The organism is Brevundimonas sp. (assembly GCF_035626975.1).
In the GTDB taxonomy this organism is placed as follows: domain Bacteria; phylum Pseudomonadota; class Alphaproteobacteria; order Caulobacterales; family Caulobacteraceae; genus Brevundimonas.
Genome location: NZ_DASPMQ010000037.1, coordinates 79,398 through 104,584, shown reverse-complemented (window position 1 = coordinate 104,584; position 25,187 = coordinate 79,398). Strand labels below are relative to the sequence as shown.

Genomic DNA, 25,187 nt, shown 5'->3' with positions numbered 1-25,187 from the left:
CGGGTTCGCCCGGGGCCGAAGTCCTCGTGACTCCGGCCTAGATCACCGCCGTGGTCTCGATCTCGACCCGGGCGGCGTCCTCGATCAGTCCCTTGACCTCGACCACGGCCATGGCGGGGTAGTGAGGGCCGATCAAATCGCGCCAGATCATGCCGATCTCCCTGAGCGCGGCGAGATATTCGGTCTTGTCGACAACGTACCAGGTCATGCGCACGATGTGTTCCGGCCCGGCTCCGGCCTCGGCGAGGACGGCGAGGGTGTTGTCGAGCGTCTGACGGAACTGGGCGGCGAAGCTGGCGGGGAAGGCGCCGGCCAGGTCCCAGCCGATCTGGCCGGCGACGAAGACGAGGCGACCCTCGGCGGCGATTCCGTTCGAATAGCCTTTGGGACGGGGCCAACCCTCGGGCAGCAGGACGCGGTTCATTGCTGGACCTCCAGGAAGGGCTGGATGCGGGCGCGCAGGGGCCGGGGCCAGGGCTCGGGCTTCATCGAGCGGCCGACGAACACGATCGTCTGTGTGGCCTCGAAGCGGCGCTGACCGCCGGACTCGATGGTGTGGCGCAGGCCGCAGGAGGCGCCGCCCAGTCTGGTCACGACGAGGGAGAAGGTCAGATCGTCCTCCAGCCTCGACGGGGCGATGAAGCGGGCCTCGACGGCGGCGGTCGGGACGCTGGCGCCGCGCTCCATGTGCAGTTCGCGGAACGAAGCGCCGAGCGGGCCGGCGAACCAGTCCTCGACCACGCCGTTCAGCATCTCGAAATAGCGCGGGAAGAAGACGATGCCGGCGGCGTCGCAGTCGGCGAAGCGCACGCGGCGGGTGGTGGTGAAGACCCGGGGAGTCATCTGGCTCATGCGTCCGCCTTCAGCCGGAAGCGCTGAAGCTTGCCGGTCTGGGTCTTGGGCAGGGCGTCCACGAACTCGAGCGCGCGGGGGTATTTGTAGGGGGCGATGACGCCCTTCACATGCGTCTGCAACTCGGCCTTCAGGGCGTCGGAGGCGTCGTGACCTGGGTTGAGGACCACGAAGGCCTTGACGATCTGGCCCCGTTCCTCGTCGGGCGCGCCGATGACGGCGGCCTCGGCCACGGCGGGATGGCGCAGCAGGGCGTTCTCCACCTCGGGCGCGCCGATGTTGTAGCCGGACGAGATGATCATGTCGTCGGCCCGGGCCACGAACCAGAAATAGCCGTCCTCATCGAGCCGGTAGACGTCGCCGGTCAGGTTCCAGCCGCCCTGGACGTAGGCCGCCTGCCGGGGATCATCGAGGTAGCGGCAGCCGGTCGGGCCGCGCACGGCCAGCCGCCCCGTTTCGCCCGGAGGCAAGGGACGGCCCTCTGCATCGATGATGCGGGCCTCGTAGCCGGGCACGGGCTTGCCGGTCGCCCCGGGCCGGATTCCGTCGCCCGAGGCGGAGATGAAGATGTGGATCATCTCGGTCGATCCGATGCCGTCGATGATGCGGAGACCGGTGGCCTGATGCCAGGCGTCGGAGGTGGCGGCGGGCAGGGTCTCGCCGGCTGAGACGCAGGTGCGCAGGGACGACAGGTCATGCGCGCCGGCCAGTTTGAGCAGGGCGCGGTAGCCGGTCGGGGCGGTGAAGAGGGCGGTCGCCTTGTGTTGTTCGATGGTCTCGGCGAGGGCGTCGAAGCCGGGCCGGGAGGCGAAGGCGGTCGCGGCGCCGGCGGCGGCGGGGAACACCACCAGCCCGCCGAGGCCGAAGGTGAAGGCGATCGGCGGGGTGCCGACGACGATGTCTCCCGGGGCGAGATCAAGTGTGTGCCTGGCGAAGGTGTCGGCCATGGCGAGGATGTCCCGATGACCGTGGACGCAGCCCTTGGGCTTGCCGGTGGTGCCCGAGGTGAAGGCGATCAGGGCCGGGTCGTCGGCGGCCGTGTCGACCGGATCGAAGCGGGCTCCCGGCGGCTGGGCCTGGGCGGCGGCCTGGAGCGTCGCGGAGTCCATGACGTGTTTCAATGACGGAGCCGCCGTCTGCGCCTCGGTCACCGCCTCGGCGAGGGAGGCGTAGACGAGGGCATGGCTGACCCGCGCCTTGTCGATGACGGTCGCCAGTTCGGCGGCGCGGAGCATCGGCATGGTGGCCACCACGACGCCGCCGGCCTTGAGGATGGCGAACCACGCCATCGCGGTCCAGGCCGAGTTCGGGCCGTGCAGCAGCACGCGATTGCCGGGGACCAGGCCCATGGTTTCGACCAGCACCCGCGCCATACGGCCGGAGATGGCGTCGACCCGGCTCCAGGTGAACTCGTGGTCGAAGTCGATCAGGGCGCGGGCGTCGGGTCCGGCTGCGGCGATGGCGCGGCGCAGCAGTTCGGCGGCGGCGTTGAGCCGTTGGGGGTAGGCGAGTTCCGGCAGGCTGAAGATCAGCTCCGGCTGCTGCGTCGGCGGCGGCAGGTGGTCGAGGACGAAGCGGTCGATGTGGGCCGTCTCAGCCATGAACCCCTCCCGTCATGGCCGCCAGCGCCTGCCGGGCGATGACGATCTTCTGCACCTCGGACGCGCCCTCGTAGATGCGCAGGGCGCGGATCTCGCGGTAGAGCCGTTCGACGGGATGCCCCGAGACGACGCCGAGGCCGCCGAACAGCTGGACTGCGGCGTCGATCACCGCCTGGGCCTCGTCGGTGGCGTAGAGCTTGGCCATGGCGGCCTCGCGGGTGACGCGCGGGGCGCCCTGATCCTTGAGCCAGGCGGCGCGGTAGATCAGCAGGGCCGAGGCGTCGATCTTGAGCGCCATCTCGGCCAGCGAGGCCTGGACCAGTTGCAGGTCGCTCATCGGTGCGCCGAACAGGGTGCGGGATGCGGCGCGGGCGGCGGCCTCGCCGAAGGCGCGGCGGGAGAACCCGAGGGCGGCGGCGGCGACGGTCGAGCGGAACACGTCGAGGGTGGCCATGGCGATGCGGAAGCCCTCGCCGGGCTGGTCGAGGATGCGGTCGCCGTCGATGCGGCAACCGGTGAAACGGATCGTCGCCAGCGGGTGGGGGGCCATCAGGGGGATGCGCTCGACCACCTCGAAGCCGGGCGTGTCCGCATCGACGACGAAGGCGCCGAGGCCCTTGGCGCCGCCCTCGCCGGTGCGGGCGAAGACCGTGTAGCGGTCGGCGAGACCGCCGTTGGAGATGAAGGTCTTGGCGCCGTCCAGCACCCAGCCGTCGCCGTCGCGGCGGGCGGTGGTGGAGAGGGCGGCGACGTCCGATCCGGCCTCGGGCTCGGACAGGGCGAAGGCGGCGATGGTCTCGCCGGCGGCGACGCCCGGCAGCCAGCGGGCCTTCTGGTCGTCGGTCCCGAACAGGCTGATCGGGCCGGAGCCGAGGCCCTGCATGGCGAAGACGAAGTCGGCGAGGCCGGAACGTCGCGCCAGGGTCTCGCGCGTCAGGCACAGGGTGCGGACGTCGAGCTTGCCGTTGGCGTCGGGCACGGCGTTGCGGAGCCAGCCGCCCTCGGCGAGCGCCTTCAGGATGGTGCGGCAGTCGCCGTCGAGGTCATGGTCGCCGTGGAGGCCGACGGCGCCCGTCCTGTCCGCCCAGGCTTCCAGATCGGCGGCGAAGGCGCGGTGGCGGTCGTCGAAGAAGGGCCAGTCGAGGAAGGTCGTGTCACGAAAGCGATTGGCGGCCATGGTTCAGTTCCCCTCGAACACCGGCTCGCGTTTCGCGGCGAAGGCCTCGTAGGCGCGACGGAAGTCCCTCGTCTGCATGCAGATGGCCTGGGCCTGGGCCTCGGACTCGATGGCCGCGTCCAGGCTCATGTCCCATTCGACGTTGAGCTGGTTCTTGGTGATCCCGTGGGCGAAGGTCGGGCCCTTTGCGAGGGACAGGGCCAGTTCGCCGGCGGCGTCCAGCAGGGCGTCGGGTTCGACGAGGCGATTGTGGAAGCCCCAGCGCTCGCCCTCGTCGGCGGTCATGACCCGGCCGGTGAACAGTAGCTCGGAGGCCCGCCCCTGGCCGATCTGACGGGGCAGGATGGCGCAGGCGCCCATGTCGCAACCGGCCAGGCCGACGCGGGTGAACAGGAAGGCGGTCTTCGTCCGCGGCGTGGCGAGGCGCAGGTCGGAGGCCATGGCCATGATGGCGCCGGCTCCAACGCAGACGCCGTCCAGCGCGGCGATGATCGGCTGGGGACAGCCGCGCATGGCCTTGACCAGATCGCCGGTCATGCGGGTGAAGGCCAGCAAGGCCGGCATGTCCATTTCGGTCAGCGGGCCGATGATCTCGTGCACGTCGCCGCCCGAGGAGAAGTTGCCGCCGGCCCCGGTGAGGATCACCACCTTGCAGTCGTCCGCATGGACGAGGGCGCGGAACAGGTCGCGCATCTCGGCATAGGACTGAAAGGTCAGCGGGTTCTTCCGCTCGGGCCGGTTGAGGGTCAGCGTCGCCACCCCGTCGTCGTCGACCGACCACAGGAAATGTCCGGCCTTGTAGTCGCGCGCCTTCATCGGTTCGGCTCCTCGTGGATGGCGGACCGGAGCGACCGCTTGGTCTGCTCCAGCAGGCGGATCAGGTCGTCGGCCTCCGGCCCGGTCAGGTCGGCCAGCAGGGTCTCGATCCAGTGTTCGTGAGCGGCGGCCATGGCGGCGAAGCGGCCCCGGCCCGTGGCGGTCAGGCGGACGCGCTGCACCCGGCGGTCGGCGCCGGGCAGGTGTTCGATCAGGCCGTCGGCCTTGAGCCGCTGGGCCAGGCCGGTGACGTTGCCGTTGGAGACCATCAGCATGCGCGAGACCTCGCCCATGGTCAGGCCGCCCTCGCCGGCCCGGTCGAGCGCCGACAGCATGTCGAAGCGGGGCAGGGTGGAGCCGAAGTCGTCGCGCAGGCGCTGGGAGATGGTCTGTTCGATGGTGGTGGTGCAGGTCAGAAGGCGCAGCCAGAGACGCAGCGAGCGCTTGCTGTCGGGGGCCCCGCCGAGACGGTCGGGGAGCGCTGGCGGGCTCACAGCTCGCCTCCGGCCACGGGCACGGCGGCGCCGTTGATCCCCGAGGCGCCGTCGCCGCACAGCCAGACGATGGTCCGGGCCACTTCGTCGGGGGTGATCAGCCGGCCCTGCGGATTGGAGGCGGCCAGCGCCGCGCGGGCCTCGTCCTCGCTGCGGCCGGTCTTGTCGACGATGGCGTCTATAGAGCGGGCGACCAGATCGGTGTCGGTGAAACCCGGACAGACGGCGTTGACGGTGACGCCCTTGCTGGCGACCTCAAGGGCCAGGGCGCGGGTCAGGCCGACAAGGCCGTGCTTGGCCGCGACATAGGCGGAGACATAGGCGTAGCCCTTCAGTCCGGCGGTCGAGGCGACATTGACGATCCGGCCCCAGCGGCGGGTGAGCATGCCCGGCAGCACCAGCCGCGCGGCCTCGGCGGGCGCTTCGAGGTTGAGAGCCAGCATGGCGCGCAGGTCGTCGGCGGTCGTCTTGAGGAAGGGCGCGGAGGCGGCGGCGCCGGCGTTGTTGACGAGGATGTCGATCGGCCCGAACCGGTCCCGGCCCGCCTCGATGGCGGCGGCCAGCATGTCCGGGTCGGTGACGTCGGCCGGAGCGGCGAAGGCCAGGTCGCCTATGCGGTCGGCGGTTTCGGACAGCCGGCCGATGTGGCGGCCGATCAGGGTGACCTCGCAGCCCGCTTCGGCCAGCCGCTCGGCCGTGGCTCGCCCGATGCCGGAGCCGGCGCCGGTGACCACGGCATGATGTCCGGAAAGGTTCATACCGGACCGGCCTGCTGCTGCCGTTCGAGGTTGCGCGCCAGCTGGGCGAAGCCCTGCCGGTACTGCACCGGCGGCTGGATGCCGCGCCAGCCGAGTTCGGCCGCGGCGCGCAGGCTCCACGACGGATCGGCCAGATGCGGCCGGGCGAGGGCGCACAGGTCGGCGCGGCCAGCGGCGAGGATGCTGTTGACGTGGTCCGGCTCGTAGATGTTGCCGACGGCCATGGTGGCCACGCCCGCCTCGTTGCGGATGCGGTCGCTGAGAGGGGTCTGGAACATCCGGCCGTAAACCGGCTTGCCGTCGGGCGTGGTCTGGCCGGCCGAGACGTCGATCAGGTCGCAGCCGGCCTCGGCGAAGGCCCTGGCGATGGCCACGGACTCCTCCGGCGTGATGCCGTCCTCGCACCAGTCGGTTGCGGACAGGCGCACGGACATCGGCTTCTCGTCCGGCCAGACGGCGCGCATGGCGCTGAAGACTTCGAGCGGGAAGCGCAGCCGGTTCTCCAGCGAGCCGCCGTATTCGTCGGTGCGGCGGTTCGAGACCGGGGTCAGGAAGGACGACAGCAGATAGCCGTGGGCGCAGTGCAGCTCGACCATGTCGAAGCCGGCCTCGACCGCCCAGCCGACGGCGCGGACGAAGTCGGCCTTGACCCGGTCCATGTCGGCCCGGGTCATCTCGCGCGGGACCTGGTCGCCATCCGACCACGGGATGGGGGAGGGGGCGATCAGCTCCCAGCCGTCCTCTACCAGGGGCTCGTCGGCGCGCGGGCCCCACGGCCGTTCGACCGAGCCCTTGCGGCCGGCGTGGGCCAGCTGCAGGGCGATGCGCGAGCCCTGGGCATGGACGAAGTCGACGATCCGCTTCCAGGCGTCGCGGTGTTCGGGCCTGTACATGCCGGCGCAGCCGTGGGTGATCCGGGCGTCGGCCGAGACATCGGTCATCTCGGTGAAGACCAGCCCCGCCCCGCCGAGCGCCCGGCCGCCGAGGTGGACCAGATGGAAGTCGCCGACCGTGCCGTCCTCCGCCGAATACATGCACATGGGCGAGACCACGATCCGGTTGGGCAGGGTCAGGCCGCGCAGGCGCAGCGGCGCGAACATCGGCGGCGGGGGAGTGTCCGAGGGGAGCGCGCCGGCCGTGTCCGCGAACCAGCGCTCGACGCCCGACAGGAAGGCGCGGTCGCGCAGGCGCAGGTTCTCGTGGCTGACGCGCTGGCTGCGGGTCAGCAGGCTGTAGGCGAATTGCAGCGGGTCGAGGCCGACGTAGCGGTCCAGGGTCTCGAACCATTCGGTGGAGTTGCGGGCGGCGCTCTGAAGCTTCAGCACCTCGACCCGGCGCTCGGCCTCATAGGCGGCGAGGGCGGCGTCCAGATCGCCGCCTTCGGTCAGGGCCTGGGCCAGGCGGATGGCGTCCTCGAAGGCCAGTTTGGTGCCCGAGCCGATGGAGAAATGGGCGGTGTGGGCGGCGTCGCCCAGCAGCACCACCTTGCCGTCGCGCCAGTTCGAACAGGCTACGCGCGGAAAGTTGAGCCAGGCCGAGCCGCGCAGGTGGCGGGCGTTGCTCATCAGCGAATGGCCGTCCAGCCAGTCGGCGAACAGGGCTTCGGCCGCGCGGCAGGTCTGATCCTGGTCCATGGCGTCGAAGCCGAGGCCGCGCCAGGTCGCCTCCGAACACTCGACGATGAAGGTCGAGGCGCCCGACTCGAATTGATAGGCGTGGGCCCAGATCCACCCGTGCGGGGTCGGGACGAAGGCGAAGGTGAAGGCGTCGAACGCCTGGGTCGTCCCCAGCCAGATGTATTTGTTGGTCCGCACGTCGATGTCGACGCCGAACACCTCGGGGTTTTCGTTGCGCACCCGGCTGTTGAGCCCGTCAGCCGCCACCATGACGTCGGCGTCCAGCGCGCGGATGTCGGCGACCTCGCTTTCGAAGCTCAGATCGACGCCGAGCGACCGGGCGCGGTCCTGAAGGATGTTCAACAGCCGCCGCCGGCCGATGCCCGCGAAGCCGTGCCCGCCGGAACGGATGGTATGGCCCTGGATGTGGACGTCGATGTCGTCCCAGTGGACGAAGGCCGCCTCGATGATGGCCGCCGTCCCGGGGTCATTGGCCTTCAGGTTGGCGAGGGTCTGGTCGGAAAAGACCACGCCCCAGCCGAAGGTGTCGTCCGGCCGGTTGCGCTCGTGGACGACCACCTCGAGCGAGGGATCGCGCAGTTTCAGCGAGATGGCGAGATAGAGACCGCCGGGCCCGGCCCCGACAACGGCGATGCTTCTGACGGCGGATCGCGGCGACATGTTTTAGGTTTAAAATAATTGTCGGTCGAAGTCCAGCCAGAGCGGGCAGCCCGCGCCGCCCTTATATCAGACGGGTTCGGCCGGGGCGGTCCGGGCGACGTAGGCGGCGTGGTCCGGCATGACCGCGACGCATTTGCGGATGACGCCCTCGACATTGCCCAGGAAGGCCTCGATCTCGGCGTCGCTCTTGATGTCCACAAGCGGGTCGTAGCCACGCGGAACGACGCCCTGGCCGAGGAAGACCTGGATCCAGCTTTCCTCGGCGAACAGCTCCTCGTCCTCGCGGAAGATGCGGCCGTTGGCGGCGAACAGGTCGATCTTGCGCTGGAGGGTGTCGGGCACCTCCATGTCACGGCAGTAGCGCCAGAACGGCGTGTCGTCCCGCTCGGTCGCCTTGTAGTGCAGGATGATGAAGTCGCGGATCCGCTCGTATTCGAAATCGGTCTGGCGGTTGAATTCGGCGATGGTGGCCGGGTCAAAGCCGGCGTCGGGCAGCAGGCGCACCATGCGGATGATCGCCGACTGGATCAGGTGGATACTGGTCGACTCCAGGGGTTCGAGAAAACCGCTGGCCAAGCCAATGGCGACGCAGTTCCGGTTCCAGGTCTGTTTGCGCTTTCCGGTGACGAAGCGGAGCCGGTTCGGTTCCGCCAGTTGCTCCCCGTCGAGGTTGGCCAGCAGTATGGCCTCGGCCTCGGCGTCGTCCATGTACTGGCTGGCATAGACATGGCCGTTGCCGGTGCGGTGCTGCAGCGGAATGCGCCACTGCCAGCCGGCGGGTCGCGCGGTCGAGCGGGTGTAGGGCGTGAACGGCTCGATGCGGGCGCACGGCACGGCCATGGCGCGATCGCACGGCAGCCAGTGGGTCCAGCTCTCGTAGCCGGTCTTCAGGGCCTGTTCGATGATCAGCCCGCGGAAACCGGAGCAGTCGATGAACAGGTCTGCCTCGATGACCTCGCCGTCGTCCATGGTCACGGACTGGACGAAGCCGTCCTCGGGCCGAAGCGTGACGTCGGCGACCTTGCCCTCGCGCCGCCGTACGCCCTTGGCCTCCGCCAGGCCGCGCAGATAGCGGCCGTAGAGGCCGGCGTCGAACTGGAAGGCGTGGGCGATCTGACCGATCGGCGAGTCGACCATCTTGGGGTCGGCCCGCATAAACTTGTTCTCGAGGGCGGCGGCCGTGTTGATCGAGAAATTGGCGAAGTCCGAGGCCCGGCCCAGGCTGTTCATCTTCAGCCAGTACTGGTGGCAGCGCAGCCATTCCATGTCGCGGCCGATCAGGCCGAAGCCGTGGATGTAGCTGTGCCCCTGCTTCCACCAGTCGACGAACTGGATGCCCAGTTTGAAGCTGCCCTGGGTCTTGCGCATGAAATCGGTCTCGTCGAGACCGAGCAGCTCGTTGTACTTCTTGATGGCGGGGATGGTCGCCTCACCGACCCCGATGATGCCGATGGCCTCGGACTCGATCAGGGTGATCTCGTAGAGGTCCTTGAACAGCTTCGAGAGCAGCGCCGCCGTCATCCAGCCGGCGGTGCCGCCGCCGACGATCAGGATCTTCTTGAGCTGCCGCATGTCGGTCCCGTCCGCTCCCGTGAGCCTAGCTTTCGCAGGTGGCGGGCGTGGACGGCAAGGGCAGGGGCCCGACAGAGGACGGACGGGCGTAGTTCAGGCCGTAGCCGCGGGCGAACTGGACGACCTGTCCCGCGCCCTCGCCGGTGCTGCACGCCGAGCCGGGCCAGGCGAAGGACAGCCGGCCGGTGAAGTCGTGCACGCCGCCGACCAGAACGTCAGCCAGCCCACCGCCTTCCGTGCCCGGCAGGAAGGCGGCGACGAAGGCGTCGGACAGGTTGATCAGGTCGTTGGCGTAGGCGGGGCGGCCCGAGTAGAGCACCGAGATCACCGGAACGCCCTTCCCCGACACCGCCTTCAGGACGGCCAGGTCGGCGGGATTCTGCAGGCTGTGCTGAACCGGGGACGGATAGCGGACGTCGCCGTTGTATTCGGCGTAGGGCGTCTCGCCGAGCACGGCCACGACGGCGTCAAACCGCGAGACGTCCACCCCGACGCCATCGGCCGACCAGGTCACATTGTCCGTCCCAAGGGCGTCGCGCAGGGCGGTCAGCAGGGTCTGGCCGGTGGCGAAGTCGGCGTTGGTGTTCTCGGTCCCCTGCCAGGTCAGCGACCAGCCGCCGGTCTGGTTCGACAGGCTGTCGGCGCTGGCCCCGACGACGAGGACCCTGCGGCCGCGTTGCAGCGGCAGGGCGCCGTTGTCGTTCTTGAGCAGGACCACGGACTTGCGCACGGCCTCGCGGGCGAGGGCGCTGGCGTCCAGAACATCGGCGCGGCCAGTCAGGACGCTGGCCGAGGCCGGACGGTCAAACAGGCCCGAGCGCATCTTGACGCGCAGAACGCGGGTCACGGCGTCGTCGATGCGCGCTTCGGCAATACGCCCCTCGCGGACATCGGCGATGGTGTTGGCGATGAAGGCGCGCCAGTCCTCGGGCACCATGAACACGTCGATGCCGGCGTTGACGGCCTGCGGACAGTGATCCTTGGCGCAGCCCGGCACCTGTTCGATGCCGTTCCAGTCGGAGACGACCAGGCCGTCGAAGCCGAGCTCGCCCTTGAGCACGCCGGCGATCAGGTCACGGTTGCCGTGCATCTTGCCGTGATCCTGGCCGGTCCCGGTGTCGTACCAGCTGCTGTACGAGATCATCACCGTCTGCACGCCGGCGTCGAGCGCGCCGAGGTAGCCGGCTCCGTGGGTCCCCAGCAATGCCTCGCGGGTGGCGCGGGTCTGGCCCTGGTCGACGCCGTTGAAGGTGCCGCCGTCGCCCAGATAGTGTTTGGCGCTGGCCAGCACGTCGCCGTCGCCGGTAAGGCCGCCCTGCAGGCCGCGCACCATGGCCTCGCCGTAGCGACGGACCAGGGCGGGATCGCTCGACCAGCTCTCGTAGGTGCGGCCCCAGCGCCGGTTCTCGCCGACGGCCAGGGTCGGGGCGAAGGCCCAGGTGATGCCGGTGGCGCGGACCTGTTGCGCCGTGGCCCGGCCGATCCGCTCGATCAGCGCAGGATCGTTGGCCGCACCGAGGCCGATATTGTGGGGGAAGATGGTCGCGCCCGAGACGTTGTTGTGTCCGTGCACGGCGTCCGTGCCCCAGAGCAGCGGGATTTTCACGGCCATGTCGGTGGCCATGGCGGCGTCGGCGTAGGAGTCGGCCCAGGCGGCCCATTCGGCCACGGTCGAGCGCTTGTCCATGTCCGGCCAGGCCCCGCCGCCGTTCAACACCGTGCCGATATAGTACTGGCGCACCTCGTCCGGGGTGATGAAGCGGACGTCCGGCTGGGTGATCTGCCCGACCTTCTGCTCAAGCGTCATGCCCGCCACGATGCCGGCGATGCGACGTTCCATGGCCGCGTCGAGCGCGGGGGCCGAGACGGCCGTCGCCGGCGCCTCGAGCGTCCGCGCGGGCAGGGTCTGTACCGGCGCGCAGCCCGCCAGCAGCAGGAGGGACAGCGAGAGCTTCAGGGCGGGGCGCTTCATACGTGTACTCGACGACTCACAGGGAAGGGCGGTCGCCGGGACCGGGGCGGGGAGGCCGCCTCGATCCCGGCGTTTCCGAAACCGGCGCGTTGGGCCGCGCCAGTGGTCAGAAGCGGTAGTTGATGCCGAACAGGTACTGGCGGCCGTACTCTTCGTAGGTCTCGGGCAGGTAGCCTCCGTCCGCAGTCGTGGTGCCGCCGCTGTCGATTCCGAGGCGGGTCCGGTACGGCGAGTTGGTCAGGTTGTTCACCTGGAACAGCAGGCCGAGGCCTTCCATGGGTCCGCTCTCGAAGGTGTAGCCGATCTGTGCGTCGATCTGCTCGTCATCCATGATCTCGGTCTGGCCCCGGGTCGCGAACAACTGCACCACCTCGCCCTTGAAGGCCTCGCGGAAACGCTTGCTGATGCGCGCCTGGAAGCCGCCGCGCTCGTAGTAGGCGGTCATGTTGTAGACCATGCCCGACAGGCCCGGGATGCGGGTCGGCGCGCCGGAAGCGCTGGGGTTCAGGTCGGACTCGGTGAACGAGACGCTGCCCAGCACGCCGAGACCTTCCAGCGGCTCCCAGAGGACGCCGAAGTCCAGGGCGCCGCTGATCTCGATGCCTTCGACCACGCCGCCCTTGCCGTTGACCGGCAAGGTGATCTGGCCGATCGGGCTGATCGTCACGCCGGCCGGGATGGAGGACGCGGTGCTGGGCAGCGGAATGCCCGAGAAATCAAACTCGGTGGTCTGCTGATAGATGTAGGTATCGAGGTCCTTGTAGAAGCCCGCGATCGACAGATAGGTCGTGGGGTTCACGTACCATTCGTAGGCCAGGTCGAACGCGGTGGCCCGCCACGGCTCCAGATGCGGATTGCCGCCCGAGGCCGACCACGGATTGACCGTCGTGCCCGGCAGGCAGGGCTGGCCGGTGCAGACCAGGGCGTTGAAGCCGGGCGTTACGTTGGCGCGCATCTCGTCCATGCGCGGACGGGCCATGGTCTTGGACGCCGCGAAGCGGATGCGATGTCCGCCGCCGAAGTCGTAAATCATGTTCAGACTGGGCAGGACGTCGGTGTAGTCCGCACCCTCGGTGATCGATATCGGCGTGATCGGCTGGCCGGGCTCAAGGCCGTTGATGACGACGCCGGTCGATTCCTGCGATTGCTGGACGACCTGTACGCCGAAGTTGCCACGGACCTGTCCCTTCTCGAATTCCGCCCGGGCGAACCAGGTGACGACCTCTTCCTCGATATCCCAGTTCTTGTCGAAATAGTTGGCGTCCAGGATGGGGGCGCGGTCGTAGTAGACATCCAGGGCCCGGCTCAGGTCGACGCTGAGCACGTCACCGAAGCCGGCGAAGTCCAGCGAGGTCGGCTCCACCAGGTACTGCGGGTCGACATAGACCTGCTGGCGGCCGTTCTTCAGGAAAAGGTCGAAGTCGTCGACGCGCTTGGTCTTGCTGCGGTTGGCCAGGTTCACACCGGCGCTGACGGTATGGATGATGCCGTCCAGGTCCCGCTCGAACTTCAGGTCGGCGGCGTAGATGCGCTCCTCGACGTCAGGGAAGCGGATGGCCCCGTCGTGACCCCAGCCGCCCCAGGGCGCGCGGTCGCCCAGCGACACCTGGGAGGCGTCGGCGTAGTTCAGGCCCTCGGAATAGGTCGGATAACCGTCGTCGTTGACCTCGAAAGTGATGGTGTCGAGCGTACGACCGACGTCCGGGGTGGCCGGAGTGACGCCGCCGACGCCGCGGCCGAAGCCGGCGTAGGTCTCGAGAATCTGCTCACGCCGCTCGTTGGTCGAATAGGACAGGTCGGCCTCGACGCGCGTGCGCTCGTCGATCTCGTACTCCGTGTTCAGCCCGACCGAGAACAGCTCGTCCTGGCGGGTGTTGAAGTCGTTGCGGATGATCGGAACGCCGCCGTTCAACGTACCGCTGGTGGCGAAGAGCGATCCGCCGCGCGTTTCAGTCTGAACGTCGGTGAAGGTCGCGCCGTCGGCCCAACCGTTCGAGAACCACTGGGCACCGCGCGTCGTCTCTTCCTGGTCGAACTTCGAATAGTAGAGGTCGAGCGTCGAGTGGAGGCGATCGTTCGGCCTCCATTCGACGATGCCGATGACCGCATCCCGCTGGTTCAGGCGCGAGGTCGCGAAAATCTCCTGACCGTTGAGGATCAGGGCGTCGTCGGCGCTGTCGGGCGTGACCGCGAAGCCGAACGACTCGTAGCCGTAGGCCTTGTAGTGGCGGTTCTGCGACGGCGAATCCAGGTGGGCGTAGCCCAGGGCGACGCCGATCGTGTCATCGGCGAACTGGTCGATGTAGCTCAGTGAGAAGCGACCGCCGAAGTTGTTGACGTCGTCGTTCAGGCTATCGCCCTCGACCATTTCGCCGCGCAGGTTCACCGCGACGGCCCGGCGGCCGAACTCCAGCGGACGGACGGTGCGCAGGTCGGCAGTGCCGGACAGGCCCATGCCGGAGATTTCGGCGTCCGGGGTCTTGTAGATGACGACGCCGGAGAGAAGCTCGGACGGATACTGGTCGAACTCGACGGCGCGGTTGTCGCCGGAGCTGGCTTGCTGGCGCCCATTGAGCAGGGTGGTGGTGAAGTCAGGGGCCAGACCACGGATCGAGATCGACTGGGCGCGGCCGTTGACGCGCTGGGCGGCCAGCCCGGGCAGGCGGGCGATGGATTCGGCGATGGATACATCCGGCAGCTTGCCGATGTCCTCAGCGGAAACCGCCTCGACGATCGAGGTCTCGTTGCGCTTGATGCTGATCGAGTCCGCCAGGCCGCGCCGCAGGCCGGTGACGACGACCTCCTCGACCTCGACCGCCTCCTCGTCCTGCGCGGACCCGGGATCCTGCGCCATGGCGACGCCTGGCGTGGCCACGGCCAGCGCGAGCGCTGACACGGTCAGGCAAAGTTGTGACGGCGAGACCGCGCCGAACTTGCGAACGCCTGCGAACTGGTTGCGCATGAATACCCCCTGTTGTTTCCCCGGCGCGGGCCCTCTGGGCCGCACGTCCTTTTTATTCGCCGCCGCTCCATTTGCGTGGATGGATTGGAAGCGCTTCCAATGGGTATCCGAATTGAAGTCCCGGCGCAATCCGGTTTTCCGGCGGCGCGGATCACCCTCGCGACCCGAGCCGGAGATGTCTGTGGATCACGCCCGCGCCAGCCTCAGTCGGATGGCCCCCAGACATAGGTCGCGGCCGTTTGCTGCGGCAGTTGGGCGGCGGCGCTTCGCCCGCCCTCGCGGATGTTGAAGGCGACCGGGGCCGTCCCCTCATTGAGGACGATCAGCACCCGCTCGCCGCCGGGATTGACGAAGGCGACTGCCTGCAATCCTTCCGGTTCGACCGAGGACACGCGCCGCGCGCCCGGACGCACGAAGCGGCTGGCGTGGCCGAAGGCGTAATATTCCTGGTTCCGCTCGATCGCGCCGGTGCGGCTGTCGATCTTCACCACGCCGCGGCAGTTCCCGCAGCCGCCTGCGTGGGGGCCGTAGTTCTCGTCGAGCGCCAGGTTCCACATCAGGACGCCGCGCGCCCAGTGTTCGGTGGAGCCGATGATCAGATTCTTCATCGTCCAGGTGAAGCTGTCGGCGAAGCCCGGGGTCCATTCGCCGCCCGAGCATTCCGTGAAGAACACATCCTTGTCGGGCCAGACCGCACGGACCTGGCTCTGGGCCGAGACGTCGCCGCCGTAGCAATGCCAGGCCACCCCGGCGATGAAGGGACGCGCCCGCTCGTCCGCCAGCACGGTCAGCGGCTGTTGCGGCAGGTCCCAATTGTGATCCCAGTCGAGGATCTTCGTGGAAATGCCGGCGTCGCGGAGCAGGGGACCGAGATGTCCGCCGACGAAGGTCGCCCGGTCAGCGGGACCCCAGCGCATGCCGGGATAGCTGTCCGGCTCGAAGTCGGGCTCGTTCTGGATGCTCAGATAGTCGGTCGGCACGCCGTGCGCCGCCGCCGACTCGATGTAGCGCCGGAAGTAGTCGGCGTAGGTCGGGTAGAACTCCGGCTTCAGCTGGCCCTGGATCATCGAGCCGGTGGTCTTCATCCAGCCGGGCGCGCTCCACGGCGAGGCCATGACCTTGAGGTCGGGATTGATGGCCAGGGCCTGGCGGACGGTCGGGAAGACCTGGGCCTCCATCCGGGCGGTCGAGAAGCTCGCCAGCGTCGGATCCGGCCTGTCGGCGAGGCTGTAATGATCGAGCGAGAAGTCCGACGCCCCGATGGTCACCCGGGTGAAGCTGAAACCGAGCCCGCCGTCGTGGCGGCCGAACAGGTCGCGCAACAGCGCGGCCCGCTGGTCGTCGGCCAGCTTTGTCTGGATCAGGAAGGCGGAGGCGTCGGTGATCGCCGCGCCGAAGCCGACCATCTCCTGGTATCGCTGGTCCGCGTCGACGGCGATGCCCGGACCGGCCGGGGCGGGATCGACCTCGAAGCGGAGCGGGGCCTGCTCCGACAGCAGCCGGGTGCGGTCGCCGGACGTCATCCAGACGCGCGCCGAAGGATCCGCCGGGGCGCCGGCGCAGGCGGCGGCGCCCAGCGTCGCAAGGCTGGCGCCGATGATCAGCGCTCTGCGCGCGAGCGTTGCGATAGGCCGTGTCATGGCGTCCCTCCTCCGGTTGACCGAACGTCCAGGTTTGCGGGCGGCGTTCGTTGGCGCTTCATTTGGAAGCGCTTCCAATAGGAAGGCCTACCGCGCGCGCGTCAAGCGCTGACGGTGGCGAGTCTCGAGGCGGCCCGTCCGGCCGAGGCCCGGGCGACCACGGCGTGGGGCAGGGTGGTGAAGCGCCAGTCGGTGTCCCGTCGCGTGCCGGCGAGCCGTTCGGCGATGATGCGGACCGCCTCGCCGCCCATATCCTTCAGCGGCTGATGGACGGTGGTGAGCGGCGGCCAGACGATCTCCGACACCGGGGTGTCGTCGAAGCCGGTGATCGACAGATGCCCCGGCACGTCGAGGCCGCGTCCGTGCGCGGCGGAGAGGGCCCCGGCCGCCATGTCGTCGTTGGCGCAGACGAGGGCGGTGGGCGGGTCCGGCTGGTCGAACAGGCGGGCGGCCAGAACGCTGCCGGACCGGAAGGTGAAATCCCCCTGGAGCACCGTCACCGCATCGGGATCGAGGCGGCGCTCGCGCAGGGCCCTTTTCAGGCCGTCGAGACGCTGTTCGGCCGACAGGTGACCCGCGATCCCGCTGATGAAGGCGAACCGGCGGTGGCCGAGATCGAGCAGATACCGCGCGATATCGTAGCCGCCCGCCTCGTCGTCGATCCCGACGCCATCGGCGACCGAGCGACCGGGGCCGCCAGGCGAGATGGTCGCGACCTGGCAACCCTGGCGCCGGATCTCCTCGATCAGCGTCGGATCATCGGCGAAAGGCGGCGTCAGGATCAGGCCCTGGCAGCGCTGGGTGGTCATCAGTTCGAGCACCTGCTCACGCCGGTCGGGGCTCTGCTGCGCGACGTGGCGGGTCATCAGCTGGTAGCCGAGCGCCAGGCACTCGCGCAGGGCGCCGAGCTCCAGCGCCGAGGCGTAGAAGGAGTTGGGCTCGGCCTCGAGGTCGGACGCCAGGATCAGGGCGAGCATCCGGCTGCCGCCACCGGCCAGCGAGCGCGCCTGCGGATTGACGCGATAGTTCAACGCCGCCACCGACGCCAACACGCGGTCGCGCACTTCGGCGCGGACGTTCGGGCCGCCGTTCAGCACGCGCGAGACCGTGGTCCGGCCGACGCCCGAATGGAGGGCGACATCATCGATAGTCGGTTTTCTGGCCGTCAAACTCCGCTCCCCTCGCGATCATGGCGACGATGGGCCGACCCGGGCCGCCTTTCAATAGTGCCCGGACCTTGATGCGCGCGAGGCCTCGACGGCGGCGGCGCGGCGACGTCATATGGCCCGATGACCGACGCCGCCGCCGGGGCTCCGCCGCCACCGTCCCACCGCTCGAGATGGTTCGTGCTCGGTTACGGCGCCGCCCAGACCGGCGCCTTCATCTCCTTCATCCCGTTGCTGACGTTGCTGCTGCCCGAGAAGGCGGGGGTGATCGGCGGCGCCGACAAGGCCCTGCTGCTCAGCCTCGCCGCCATGCTGGGCGGCCTGACGGCGGCGGCGGCCAACGTCATGTTCGGGGCTCTCAGCGACCGGACCCACAGCCGTTTCGGCCGGCGGCGCCCCTGGATCCTGTGCGGCGTCGCCGCCGTGGCGATCAGTCTGACCCTGCTCGCCCTCGCCCGCAGCCCGGTCCAGCTGGTGCTCGGGGTCATCGTCTTCCAGATCGCCGTCAACGTCCTGTACGCGCCCCTCACCGCCCTGGTCCCCGACATGGTTCCGCACGCGCAGAAGGGGCTGATCTCGGCCTGGGCCGGCGCGGCCTTGCCGGTCGCCAACCTGTTCACAGCCCTGGTGGTCAGCCGGCTGGCGGGATGGACCGGAGCCCAGTTCGCCGTCGTGGGAGTCGCGGTCGCCGTGCTGATCGTGCCGTTCGCGGTCCGACTGCGCGAGCCGCCGGCGGCGCCGCGCCAGGCGTCGTTTCGCCTGTCGCTCACGGCGCTGCGCGACGGCCGCTTCCGCGCCCTGTTCGTCTCCCGGCTGCTGGCCGAGAGCGCCGTGGCCATCAACACCCTCTACCTGCTGTACTGGCTCCTCGGCCTGCCCGGCGGCGCCACCCCGGCGGGCTGGTCGGTGGCGGATGTGTTCGCCTCGCTGCTTGTCGTCTCAACCCTGGCGGCGACCTTCGGCGGCTTCGCGGGCGGGGCCCTGTCCGACCGGCTGCGCGGGCGACGTGGCTTCGTGATCGCCGGCAGCGCCGGGATGGCCTTGGCGCTGGGCCTGATGGTGGGCTGGTCGGCGTGGCCGGGCCTGCTGGCGGCCCAGCTGCTGTTCGGCCTCAGCCACGGCGTCCACGCCACCACGGTCGCGGCCATGACCGCCGAGAGCCTGCCCGATCCGACGCGCGCCGGCCGCGACCTTGGGGTGATGAACATCGCCATTGCCGTGCCCCAGAGCCTCGCGCCCGCCTGCGCCGCCGTTCTGCTGGCCTCAGGCCTGCCGCTCTCCGCCGTCTTCATGGCCGCCGCGGCCGCGGCTCTTGCGGCCTCCCTGGTGCTCGCGGCGGCGCGACGCCGCGGGTGAGGCGATGCCCCAAGGACCGGTTCAGCCGTTGGGGGCGGCAGGAGTGTTGGTCGCCGCGCGGAACTCGCGGGGTGTCGCGCCGAACGTCTGGCGGAAGCGGCGGTTGAAGGTGGTCAGGTCGGAAAATCCGCAGGCGTAGGCCACCTCCGCGATGGTGCGCCCGCGGGCCGCGGGGTTGCTGAGGATCGCGGCGGCGGCGCCGATGCGTTTGGCGGCCACCGTTTCGCCCAAGGTGACGCCGCCCGCCTCGAACAGCTTGCCGACATAGCGGGTCGAAAGGCCGAACCGCGCGGCCACCGACGCGGCGCCGAGGCCCGGATCAAACAGGTGGGCGTCTATGTGCGCCAGGATGGCCTGGCGGCGCGACTCCGGGAGAGCGTGGGGACCGTTGTCGCCAGCCGCGCCATAGGCGGCGGCCAGCAGATCGCAGAACTGGTCCCCGACCCGGTTCCGGGCAGGACCGTCCAGTTCACCCGAATGCCTGGACACAGCCCGGACGAAGGCCCGCAACAAGGCGGCGGGCCCGCGGCTGAGATCAAGGGCGACGCCGATCCTGTCCTGAAACCCCGGCGCCCGCGCCAGCAGATCGGCGCGAGGCAGGGCCAGTGTCACCGTTTCGAGCCGGTCCGGAATTATTGCGTGCAGGCTGCGCGTCGAATCCGACAGCACCATCTGCCCCGCCATCGCCCGGTCTGGAACGCCGCGGTGATCGTGTTCGATGCCGCCGCGGCGGAGCATGTGCACGAACAGGTGCTCCTGGCTCGTCCGCGCCATCTCGCGGCTGTCGCGCACCACGCGGTGGCGCGGCAGGCTGGTGCGGATGGCCACCACCCGGCCGAAGGTCTCATAGACGATCCGCGCCCGGTAGGGCCCCTCGGCGTCCCGTTCGGCCCGCAACTGCATGAAATCCGAGCACAGGACTTCGCGATAGAAGTCGAACTGCTGATGCGCGGGGAAAGCGGCGGTGTCGTGGACGATTCTCACGGCTGTTCCCCGGTCCGCGAGCGACCACGACGGCCCCGCGAGGCGCGGCGAATGAAAGACCTGCGTTCGGTCAAGGTCAAGCGGAAGCGACATCCCGCGCCGTTCCTGATCGGCGTTCACTTCCGTGGGCGCCCGGTTTCTGTTCCGCCTGCGCCGAGACGACGGTCCGGCCCCCGTGACAGTCTGCTCCCAAAGCGCCCGGCCGGGCGATCGGCTCCTGGAGCTCCCCGATGACCGTCACGACGAGCTACATCTGGTTGCAGGCCTCGCCAAACACCGTGCTCAACACCAATACAGGGGGCGACCAGGTCGATGTCTCGGTCGCGCGGTTCGGCGACGGCGAATGGTGGGGATTCTGGGACAACTTCGATCACATCACCGGGCGCATGATGAGCGCCAACGGCATTCCCCTGCTCCCCAACGAGAACGGGATCGACACCAACTCTCCCGCGCCAACCACCATGGACCAGATCGATTCAGCCACCCTCGCCGGCGGCGGCATGGTGGTGGCCTACGTGGACCACGACAGTGGAAACGGGGACATACGGTTCCGCCGCCTCTACAACGACGCCCCACTCCCGCCCTTCGCGTTCGCCCACAATTCCGGCGGCGCGGAAGCCGATCCGTCGGTCGCGGCCCTGGAGGACGGGGGGTTCATCATCACCTGGACAACGGTGGCTGACGGGGCCATCCGCGGGCGGATCTTCAATCCCGATGGCACGCCGGCGTCCGGCGTTCTGGACCTGGACACCGACGGCGGCGCCTCCCGGTCGTCGGTCACCGGCCTTGCCGGCGGCGCCTTCGCCGTCGTCTACCAGGACGAGGGCGCCGATCCCGCCAATTCGGTGATCCGGCTGCGCATTTTTGATCCGGGCGGCGATCCGGTCGGCCCGTCCGTCGTGCTGGACTCCTTCGGCGGGATCAATCGGGACCCCAAGATCCTGGCGCTTCCGGGCGGCGGCTTCGTGGTGGCCTATGCCGACAACGGCTGGGGTCTGGGAAGCACCGAAATCACCGCTCGAGTCTACGCCGCCAACGGGACGCCGGTGTCGGGTTACATACTGGCCAACGCCGGTGAGACCGAGCTGAACCAGACCGAGCCGACCCTCGCCCTGCTGCCGAATGGCTTCTGGGCCGTCGGCTGGGCGACCGGGACAACCAACGACGGCCGCTTCGCCGCCTTCACCGAGGTCGGTGTGGCCGTCGGCTACATCGCCCTGATCGGTGGCGTCCTGCAGATGGACCTGGCCGGAACGGCCAGTGGTCTGATCGTGGGATGGGAGGCCGCCAGCGGGGACGGCAGCGGCACGGCCGTCCGGGGGCTCATGGCCGATTTCGTGCGCACCTCCTTCAGCGACGCCGCGGGCGACACAATCTTCGGCGACGGCCTGCGGGACAGCATGGCCGGCAACGCGGGCAACGATGTCCTGATCGGTCTCGGCGGCGCCGATACCCTCGATGGCGGAGCCGACTATGACACGCTCAGCGGCGGCGCGGGGAACGACATCCTGATCGGCGGGATCGACAACGACATACTCGTGGGCGGCGCGGGTGCGGACCAACTCGATGGAGGGGACGGTTTCGACCGGGCCTCCTACGTCGACGCAGCGGCCGGCGTGAGCGTGAATCTGGCGACGGGCGTGCATGCCGGCGAGGCGCTGGGCGACCAGCACTTCAGCATCGAAGTCTACGTGCTGAGCTCCTTCGACGACACCTTCACCGCCGGCGCCGCCGCGGCCACCGTCTGGGGTGAGTACGGAGAGGACGCCCTGTTCGGGGCCGGCGGCGACGATTTCCTGTCAGGCGGCGCCGGCGACGACGTTCTCAACGGCGGCGCGGGCGCGGACATCCTGCAGGGCGACGCGGACTTCGACACGGTCAGCTACGCCGGGGCGGCGGCGGCGGTGATTATCGACCTTGTGCTTGGCGCCCACGCCGGCGACGCCGCCGGCGATACATTCATCGAGGTGGAAGCCTTTGTCCTCACCGGTCATGGCGACACCTTCCACGGAACGATCGACAATGAACAGGTCGAGGGCGGCGGCGGGGCCGACACCCTGTTCGGCGGCGATGGCCACGACCTGCTGATCGGCGGCGCCCAGAACGACAGCCTGTTCGGCGACGATGGCGACGATGTGCTGCGGGGCGGCGCCGGCGCGGATGGGCTGACCGGCGGCCTCGGCGTCGACACCGCCGACTACTCCGGCGCCGCGGCGGGGATGCGGGCCCAGCTGAACACCAACGCCTCTACCAACGACGGCGATGGCGGGACCGACACCTTCTCGGGCATAGAGAACCTGACCGGTTCGGCCTTCAACGATGTGCTGATCGGCGACGGCCTGGCCAACGTTCTGCGCGGCGGAACCGGGGCCGACACCCTGCTCGGTCTGGTCGGCAATGATGTGCTGTGGGGCGGTGCCGGGGCGCTCAACACGCTTCAGGGCGGGCTCGGCGACGACCTGTATGTGCTGGAAGCCGCCGACAGCATCGTCGAGAGCGTCGGCGAAGGGACCGACACGGTCGACGCGCGGATCAACACCTATGTGCTGGCCAACAATGTCGAGAACCTGACCTTCGGCGGGCCCGGGAATTTCGCCGGCACCGGCAACGCCCTGGCCAACATCATCACAGGCGGCGACGGCAATGACACCCTGCGCGGCCGCGGCGGCGTGGACGTGATGCACGGTGGCGGCGGCTTCGACACCGCCGACTACACCCTGGCCGCGGCCGGGGTGACGGCCCGCATCGACCAGCAGAAGGCCACCAATGACGGCGACGGGGCGACCGACACCTACACCTCGATCGAGAACCTGATCGGGTCCAACTTCAACGACACCCTGATCGGGGACGGGAACGCCAACGTCCTGATGGGCGGCATCGGCACCGACACACTGCTGGGCTTCGCCGGAGACGACACCCTGATAGGCGGCTCGGGCGGCGGCAATAACCAGATGCAGGGCGGCCAGGGCGACGACTATTACGTCCTCGACGCCTTCGATACCTGCGTGGAGTTCGCCGGCGAGGGCTTCGACACGGTCGAGGCGCGGGTCGGGACCTATACCCTGGGCAACCACATCGAGAACCTGCTCTACACCGGGCCGGGCAAGTTCGTTGGCAACGGCAACGCCCTCGACAACGTCATCACCGGCGGAAACCTCAACGATATCCTGCGCGGCAAGGGCGGCAACGACACCATCCACGGCGGCCTCGGGAACGACGAGGTGCAGCTGCGCGGCGTGGCGGCCAACTACACGATCACCGCCGAGGGCGCCGGCTGGCGCATCGTCGATAGCGTGGCGGGCCGCGACGGCTCGACCTTCGTCACCTCGGTCGAGGCGCTGCGCTATGCCGACAACACCACGACCGCGCTGACCTATCCGCCGCCGCCGCCGGCGCCCCTTGAACCGGTGGCCAAAAGCGACGACGCTTTCGTGCTGCCGGCGCTGCCCGACGGCGAGCCGCTGATTCTGCCCGGGAGCGAGGCGTTCCAGCTCGCCGACGAACCGCCGGTGCTGTCCGGCGCCGAAGAGACCGCGCCGCTGTTTCTCAACCTTGAGGCCCACGTCCCCTTCGCTGGAAACTGGGCGCTGACCTTCGCCGAGCTGGATCATCGCGGCGGCGATGGCTGGACCTAGCGTCCTTGGGGCCCGGCACGTCAGGCGAAGGCAAGCGGGGCGCGACCTTTCGCCTGCCCCGGGAGCCTGCGATTCCCCAGGAACTCGCCCGCCCCGGGGCACGTTTGACCTGTGTGACGCCGCTCTTCGGCGCCGGTGCATCGAGGTATGTGATGCCACGTCAACTTCATATGCCCCACCTCGGTCTGCGGAAGCACGCCGCGACGGGTGAGGCGGAACACCACCACACGCCGGCCAGCCAGAAATTCTGGAGACTGGAACGCACGCTCGACTATCTCGTGGTCGCCGGGATCATGATCCTCGGAGGCGTCATGGCCTACGGCCTGGCGACGGCCTCCGGAGACGCCCCCTGGTTCTAGCGTCTTCCCCCATTTAACGGCGGGGAAGGTCCACCCCATTCCTCAGGGTCGATAGCGGACGTTCGCGCGCAGTCGGAACCGTTCGATCGGACGCGGCGCCGGCGTATGCTAGGCAGGCGATCATCTGTGCCGTCCGGGGGGATTCGATGACGAACGCACTGTCCTTCAACCGCCGTTCCACCCTGTCGCTGCTGGCCGGCGGCGCGGTGGCCGGCCTCGCCGGCTTGCCCGCCGAGGCCCGGTCAGAGGATTGGGCCGCTCTGGGCGAGGACGTGAAGTCCGAGTTCCAGTGGGCCTGGCGGCATTACGTCGAGCGGGCGTGGGGCAGGGACGAGATCAACCCGGTCAGCGGAACGTCGCGGTCCTTCTTCATCGAGGGCCACGACCTCGGCCTGTCGCTGGTCGAGGCGCTGGATACGCTGTGGATCATGGAACTGGACGAGGAGTTCCAGGCCGGCGTCGACTGGGTGAAGGCGAACCTGGACTTCGATGTCGATGGCTACGCCCAGGTGTTCGAGACCAACATCCGGCTGGTCGGCGGCCTGCTGTCGGCGCATCTGGCCTGTGGCGATCCGGCGTTGCTGGACAAGGCGCGCGATCTCGCCGACCGGTTAATGAAAGCGTTCGACGCCTCGCCGCACGGCCTGCCGTACCGCTACGTGAACCTGAAGACCGGCGCGGTGCGCGACCCGGAGACAAACCTGGCCGAAATCGGCACCTATGCGACCGAGTTCGGGGTGCTGGGCCAGCTGACCGGCGACGACCGCTACTACGCGGCGGCGAAGCGGGCGATGAAGCATGCGCTGGACATGCGGTCCGACCTCGGCCTGATGGCGGCGAACCTCCATGCGGAGACGGGGCTGTTCACCAGCCGCAACGCCTCGATCGACGTCTATGCCGACAGCTTCTACGAATACCTGTGGGACAGCTGGGAGCTGTTCGGCGACGCGGACATGAAGCGCTGGGCCGGGGAATGCCTGGGCGCCATGGTCGCCCATCAGGGCAAGCGCTACGACGGGCGGCTGTGGTTCCCGATGGTGGATTATGAGACCGGGGCCGTGACCGGCACGTCGCAGACGGTGCTGGGCGGCTATCTGGCCGGGCTGCTGGGGCAGGCGGGGATGAAGGCCGAGGGCGACGACTTCCTCGCCAGCTACTCAGCCATGCAGGAGCGCTACACGATCATCCCGGAGTCGATCGAGGTGACGACGGCGACGCCCCGCGGCAAGCGCACCGGGCTCCGGCCGGAGTTCGCCGATGCGTGCCTGAATCTGTGGCAGCACGATCGGGACGAGCGCTACCGGGCGCTGACGGCTGTCCACTATCGCAACATGAAAGCGACGTCGAAGGCGACCTACGGCTACACCTCGCTGGCCGACATCACCACGCGGCCGATGACCCAGGGCGACAACTGCCCCGGCTACTGGTGGTCGGAGCAGATGAAATACTACTTCCTGATGTTCGCCGCACCGAAGCGGGTGGACCTGAGCCGGCTGGTGCTGAGCACAGAGGCGAATGTGCTGAGGGGGTTCGTCCGGGACTAGCG

Annotated in this window: 18 protein-coding genes; 4 read left to right on the top strand and 14 right to left on the bottom strand. The window is 69.2% G+C overall.

All coding sequences use genetic code 11. The features are described from left to right. Positions 1 to 37: 37 nt before the first annotated feature. The 13 genes from VEB62_RS09655 to VEB62_RS09595 all read right to left on the bottom strand — a co-directional run bounded on the left by VEB62_RS09655 (position 38) and on the right by VEB62_RS09595 (position 17,310). Positions 38 to 424, bottom strand: coding sequence for a RidA family protein (locus VEB62_RS09655; protein WP_324798622.1), 387 nt, complete (start codon positions 422 to 424; stop codon positions 38 to 40). Further along, positions 421 to 852 (bottom strand): acyl-CoA thioesterase, encoded by a 432-nt coding sequence (locus VEB62_RS09650; RefSeq protein WP_324798620.1) that lies wholly within the window; start codon positions 850 to 852, stop codon positions 421 to 423. The genes VEB62_RS09655 and VEB62_RS09650 overlap by 4 nt, the downstream gene beginning before the upstream one ends. Then, positions 849 to 2,453 (bottom strand): benzoate-CoA ligase family protein, encoded by a 1,605-nt coding sequence (locus VEB62_RS09645; protein ID WP_324798618.1) that lies wholly within the window; start codon positions 2,451 to 2,453, stop codon positions 849 to 851. The genes VEB62_RS09650 and VEB62_RS09645 overlap by 4 nt, the downstream gene beginning before the upstream one ends. After that, positions 2,446 to 3,630: an acyl-CoA dehydrogenase family protein gene (locus VEB62_RS09640; RefSeq protein ID WP_324798615.1), complete on the bottom strand. Its 1,185-nt coding sequence runs from the start codon at positions 3,628 to 3,630 to the stop codon at positions 2,446 to 2,448. Before VEB62_RS09640 ends, VEB62_RS09645 begins: the two co-directional genes overlap by 8 nt. Positions 3,631 to 3,633: 3 nt before the next feature. Continuing rightward, positions 3,634 to 4,446, bottom strand: coding sequence for an enoyl-CoA hydratase family protein (locus VEB62_RS09635; RefSeq protein WP_324798614.1), 813 nt, complete (start codon positions 4,444 to 4,446; stop codon positions 3,634 to 3,636). Continuing rightward, positions 4,443 to 4,940 carry a MarR family winged helix-turn-helix transcriptional regulator gene (locus VEB62_RS09630; RefSeq protein WP_324798611.1) on the bottom strand — a complete coding sequence of 166 codons (498 nt, stop codon included), beginning with the start codon at positions 4,938 to 4,940 and terminating at the stop codon, positions 4,443 to 4,445. Before VEB62_RS09630 ends, VEB62_RS09635 begins: the two co-directional genes overlap by 4 nt. Further along, complete coding sequence (locus VEB62_RS09625) at positions 4,937 to 5,698, bottom strand: SDR family NAD(P)-dependent oxidoreductase (RefSeq protein WP_324798608.1); 762 nt, start codon at positions 5,696 to 5,698, stop codon at positions 4,937 to 4,939. Before VEB62_RS09625 ends, VEB62_RS09630 begins: the two co-directional genes overlap by 4 nt. Then, positions 5,695 to 7,995, bottom strand: a complete 2,301-nt coding sequence (locus VEB62_RS09620) for a bifunctional salicylyl-CoA 5-hydroxylase/oxidoreductase (protein ID WP_324798605.1) — start codon at positions 7,993 to 7,995, stop codon at positions 5,695 to 5,697. Before VEB62_RS09620 ends, VEB62_RS09625 begins: the two co-directional genes overlap by 4 nt. 66 nt (positions 7,996 to 8,061) lie before the next feature. Continuing rightward, positions 8,062 to 9,567, bottom strand: a complete 1,506-nt coding sequence (locus VEB62_RS09615) for a tryptophan halogenase family protein (RefSeq protein WP_324798602.1) — start codon at positions 9,565 to 9,567, stop codon at positions 8,062 to 8,064. Positions 9,568 to 9,592: 25 nt separating this feature from the next. After that, a complete protein-coding gene (locus tag VEB62_RS09610; protein ID WP_324798599.1) occupies positions 9,593 to 11,539 on the bottom strand; it encodes a glycoside hydrolase family 3 protein in 1,947 nt (648 codons plus the stop codon). Positions 11,540 to 11,645: 106 nt separating this feature from the next. Beyond that, positions 11,646 to 14,501, bottom strand: coding sequence for a TonB-dependent receptor (locus VEB62_RS09605; protein WP_324798596.1), 2,856 nt, complete (start codon positions 14,499 to 14,501; stop codon positions 11,646 to 11,648). Positions 14,502 to 14,704: 203 nt separating this feature from the next. Then, the gene (locus VEB62_RS09600) at positions 14,705 to 16,141 is read right to left on the bottom strand and encodes a glycoside hydrolase family 30 protein (RefSeq protein ID WP_324798593.1); all 1,437 of its coding nucleotides are present in this window, start codon (positions 16,139 to 16,141) and stop codon (positions 14,705 to 14,707) included. Between the two features lie 101 nt (positions 16,142 to 16,242). Then, the gene (locus VEB62_RS09595; protein ID WP_324798590.1) at positions 16,243 to 17,310 is read right to left on the bottom strand and encodes a LacI family DNA-binding transcriptional regulator; all 1,068 of its coding nucleotides are present in this window, start codon (positions 17,308 to 17,310) and stop codon (positions 16,243 to 16,245) included. 120 nt (positions 17,311 to 17,430) lie between these two features. Here VEB62_RS09595 and VEB62_RS09590 point away from each other — a divergent pair, with 120 nt between their 5' ends. After that, the gene (locus tag VEB62_RS09590) at positions 17,431 to 18,663 is read left to right on the top strand and encodes an MFS transporter (RefSeq protein ID WP_324798588.1); all 1,233 of its coding nucleotides are present in this window, start codon (positions 17,431 to 17,433) and stop codon (positions 18,661 to 18,663) included. 21 nt (positions 18,664 to 18,684) lie between these two features. On the opposite strand, the gene VEB62_RS09585 is transcribed toward VEB62_RS09590, so the two are convergent. Next, the gene (locus tag VEB62_RS09585; RefSeq protein ID WP_324798585.1) at positions 18,685 to 19,647 is read right to left on the bottom strand and encodes a helix-turn-helix domain-containing protein; all 963 of its coding nucleotides are present in this window, start codon (positions 19,645 to 19,647) and stop codon (positions 18,685 to 18,687) included. A 230-nt stretch (positions 19,648 to 19,877) separates the two neighbouring features. Between VEB62_RS09585 and VEB62_RS09580 the strand changes: the two genes are divergently transcribed. From VEB62_RS09580 to VEB62_RS09570, 3 genes are all read left to right on the top strand, one after another. Continuing rightward, complete coding sequence (locus VEB62_RS09580; RefSeq protein WP_324798582.1) at positions 19,878 to 23,282, top strand: calcium-binding protein; 3,405 nt, start codon at positions 19,878 to 19,880, stop codon at positions 23,280 to 23,282. Between the two features lie 170 nt (positions 23,283 to 23,452). Continuing rightward, on the top strand, positions 23,453 to 23,641 hold the full coding sequence (locus VEB62_RS09575) for a hypothetical protein (RefSeq protein ID WP_324798580.1): 189 nt from the start codon (positions 23,453 to 23,455) through the stop codon (positions 23,639 to 23,641). A gap of 146 nt (positions 23,642 to 23,787) precedes the next feature. Continuing rightward, on the top strand, positions 23,788 to 25,185 hold the full coding sequence (locus VEB62_RS09570; protein ID WP_324798578.1) for a glycoside hydrolase family 47 protein: 1,398 nt from the start codon (positions 23,788 to 23,790) through the stop codon (positions 25,183 to 25,185). The last annotated feature ends 2 nt before the right edge of the window (positions 25,186 to 25,187 follow it).

Excerpts from the sequence above, each read along its gene's own strand:
- VEB62_RS09625 (WP_324798608.1), bottom strand. The coding sequence starts at position 5,698 with ATGAACCTTTCCGGACATCATGCCGTGGTCACCGGCGCCGGCTCCGGC.
- VEB62_RS09640 (WP_324798615.1), bottom strand. The coding sequence starts at position 3,630 with ATGGCCGCCAATCGCTTTCGTGACACGACCTTCCTCGACTGGCCCTTC.
- VEB62_RS09610 (WP_324798599.1), bottom strand. The coding sequence starts at position 11,539 with ATGAAGCGCCCCGCCCTGAAGCTCTCGCTGTCCCTCCTGCTGCTGGCG.
- VEB62_RS09635 (WP_324798614.1), bottom strand. The coding sequence starts at position 4,446 with ATGAAGGCGCGCGACTACAAGGCCGGACATTTCCTGTGGTCGGTCGAC.
- VEB62_RS09655 (WP_324798622.1), bottom strand. The coding sequence starts at position 424 with ATGAACCGCGTCCTGCTGCCCGAGGGTTGGCCCCGTCCCAAAGGCTAT.
- VEB62_RS09600 (WP_324798593.1), bottom strand. The coding sequence starts at position 16,141 with ATGACACGGCCTATCGCAACGCTCGCGCGCAGAGCGCTGATCATCGGC.
- VEB62_RS09580 (WP_324798582.1), top strand. The coding sequence starts at position 19,878 with ATGACCGTCACGACGAGCTACATCTGGTTGCAGGCCTCGCCAAACACC.
- VEB62_RS09605 (WP_324798596.1), bottom strand. The coding sequence starts at position 14,501 with ATGCGCAACCAGTTCGCAGGCGTTCGCAAGTTCGGCGCGGTCTCGCCG.
- VEB62_RS09620 (WP_324798605.1), bottom strand. The coding sequence starts at position 7,995 with ATGTCGCCGCGATCCGCCGTCAGAAGCATCGCCGTTGTCGGGGCCGGG.
- VEB62_RS09650 (WP_324798620.1), bottom strand. The coding sequence starts at position 852 with ATGAGCCAGATGACTCCCCGGGTCTTCACCACCACCCGCCGCGTGCGC.
- VEB62_RS09570 (WP_324798578.1), top strand. The coding sequence starts at position 23,788 with ATGACGAACGCACTGTCCTTCAACCGCCGTTCCACCCTGTCGCTGCTG.
- VEB62_RS09615 (WP_324798602.1), bottom strand. The coding sequence starts at position 9,567 with ATGCGGCAGCTCAAGAAGATCCTGATCGTCGGCGGCGGCACCGCCGGC.
- VEB62_RS09575 (WP_324798580.1), top strand. The coding sequence starts at position 23,453 with ATGCCCCACCTCGGTCTGCGGAAGCACGCCGCGACGGGTGAGGCGGAA.
- VEB62_RS09645 (WP_324798618.1), bottom strand. The coding sequence starts at position 2,453 with ATGGCTGAGACGGCCCACATCGACCGCTTCGTCCTCGACCACCTGCCG.
- VEB62_RS09590 (WP_324798588.1), top strand. The coding sequence starts at position 17,431 with ATGACCGACGCCGCCGCCGGGGCTCCGCCGCCACCGTCCCACCGCTCG.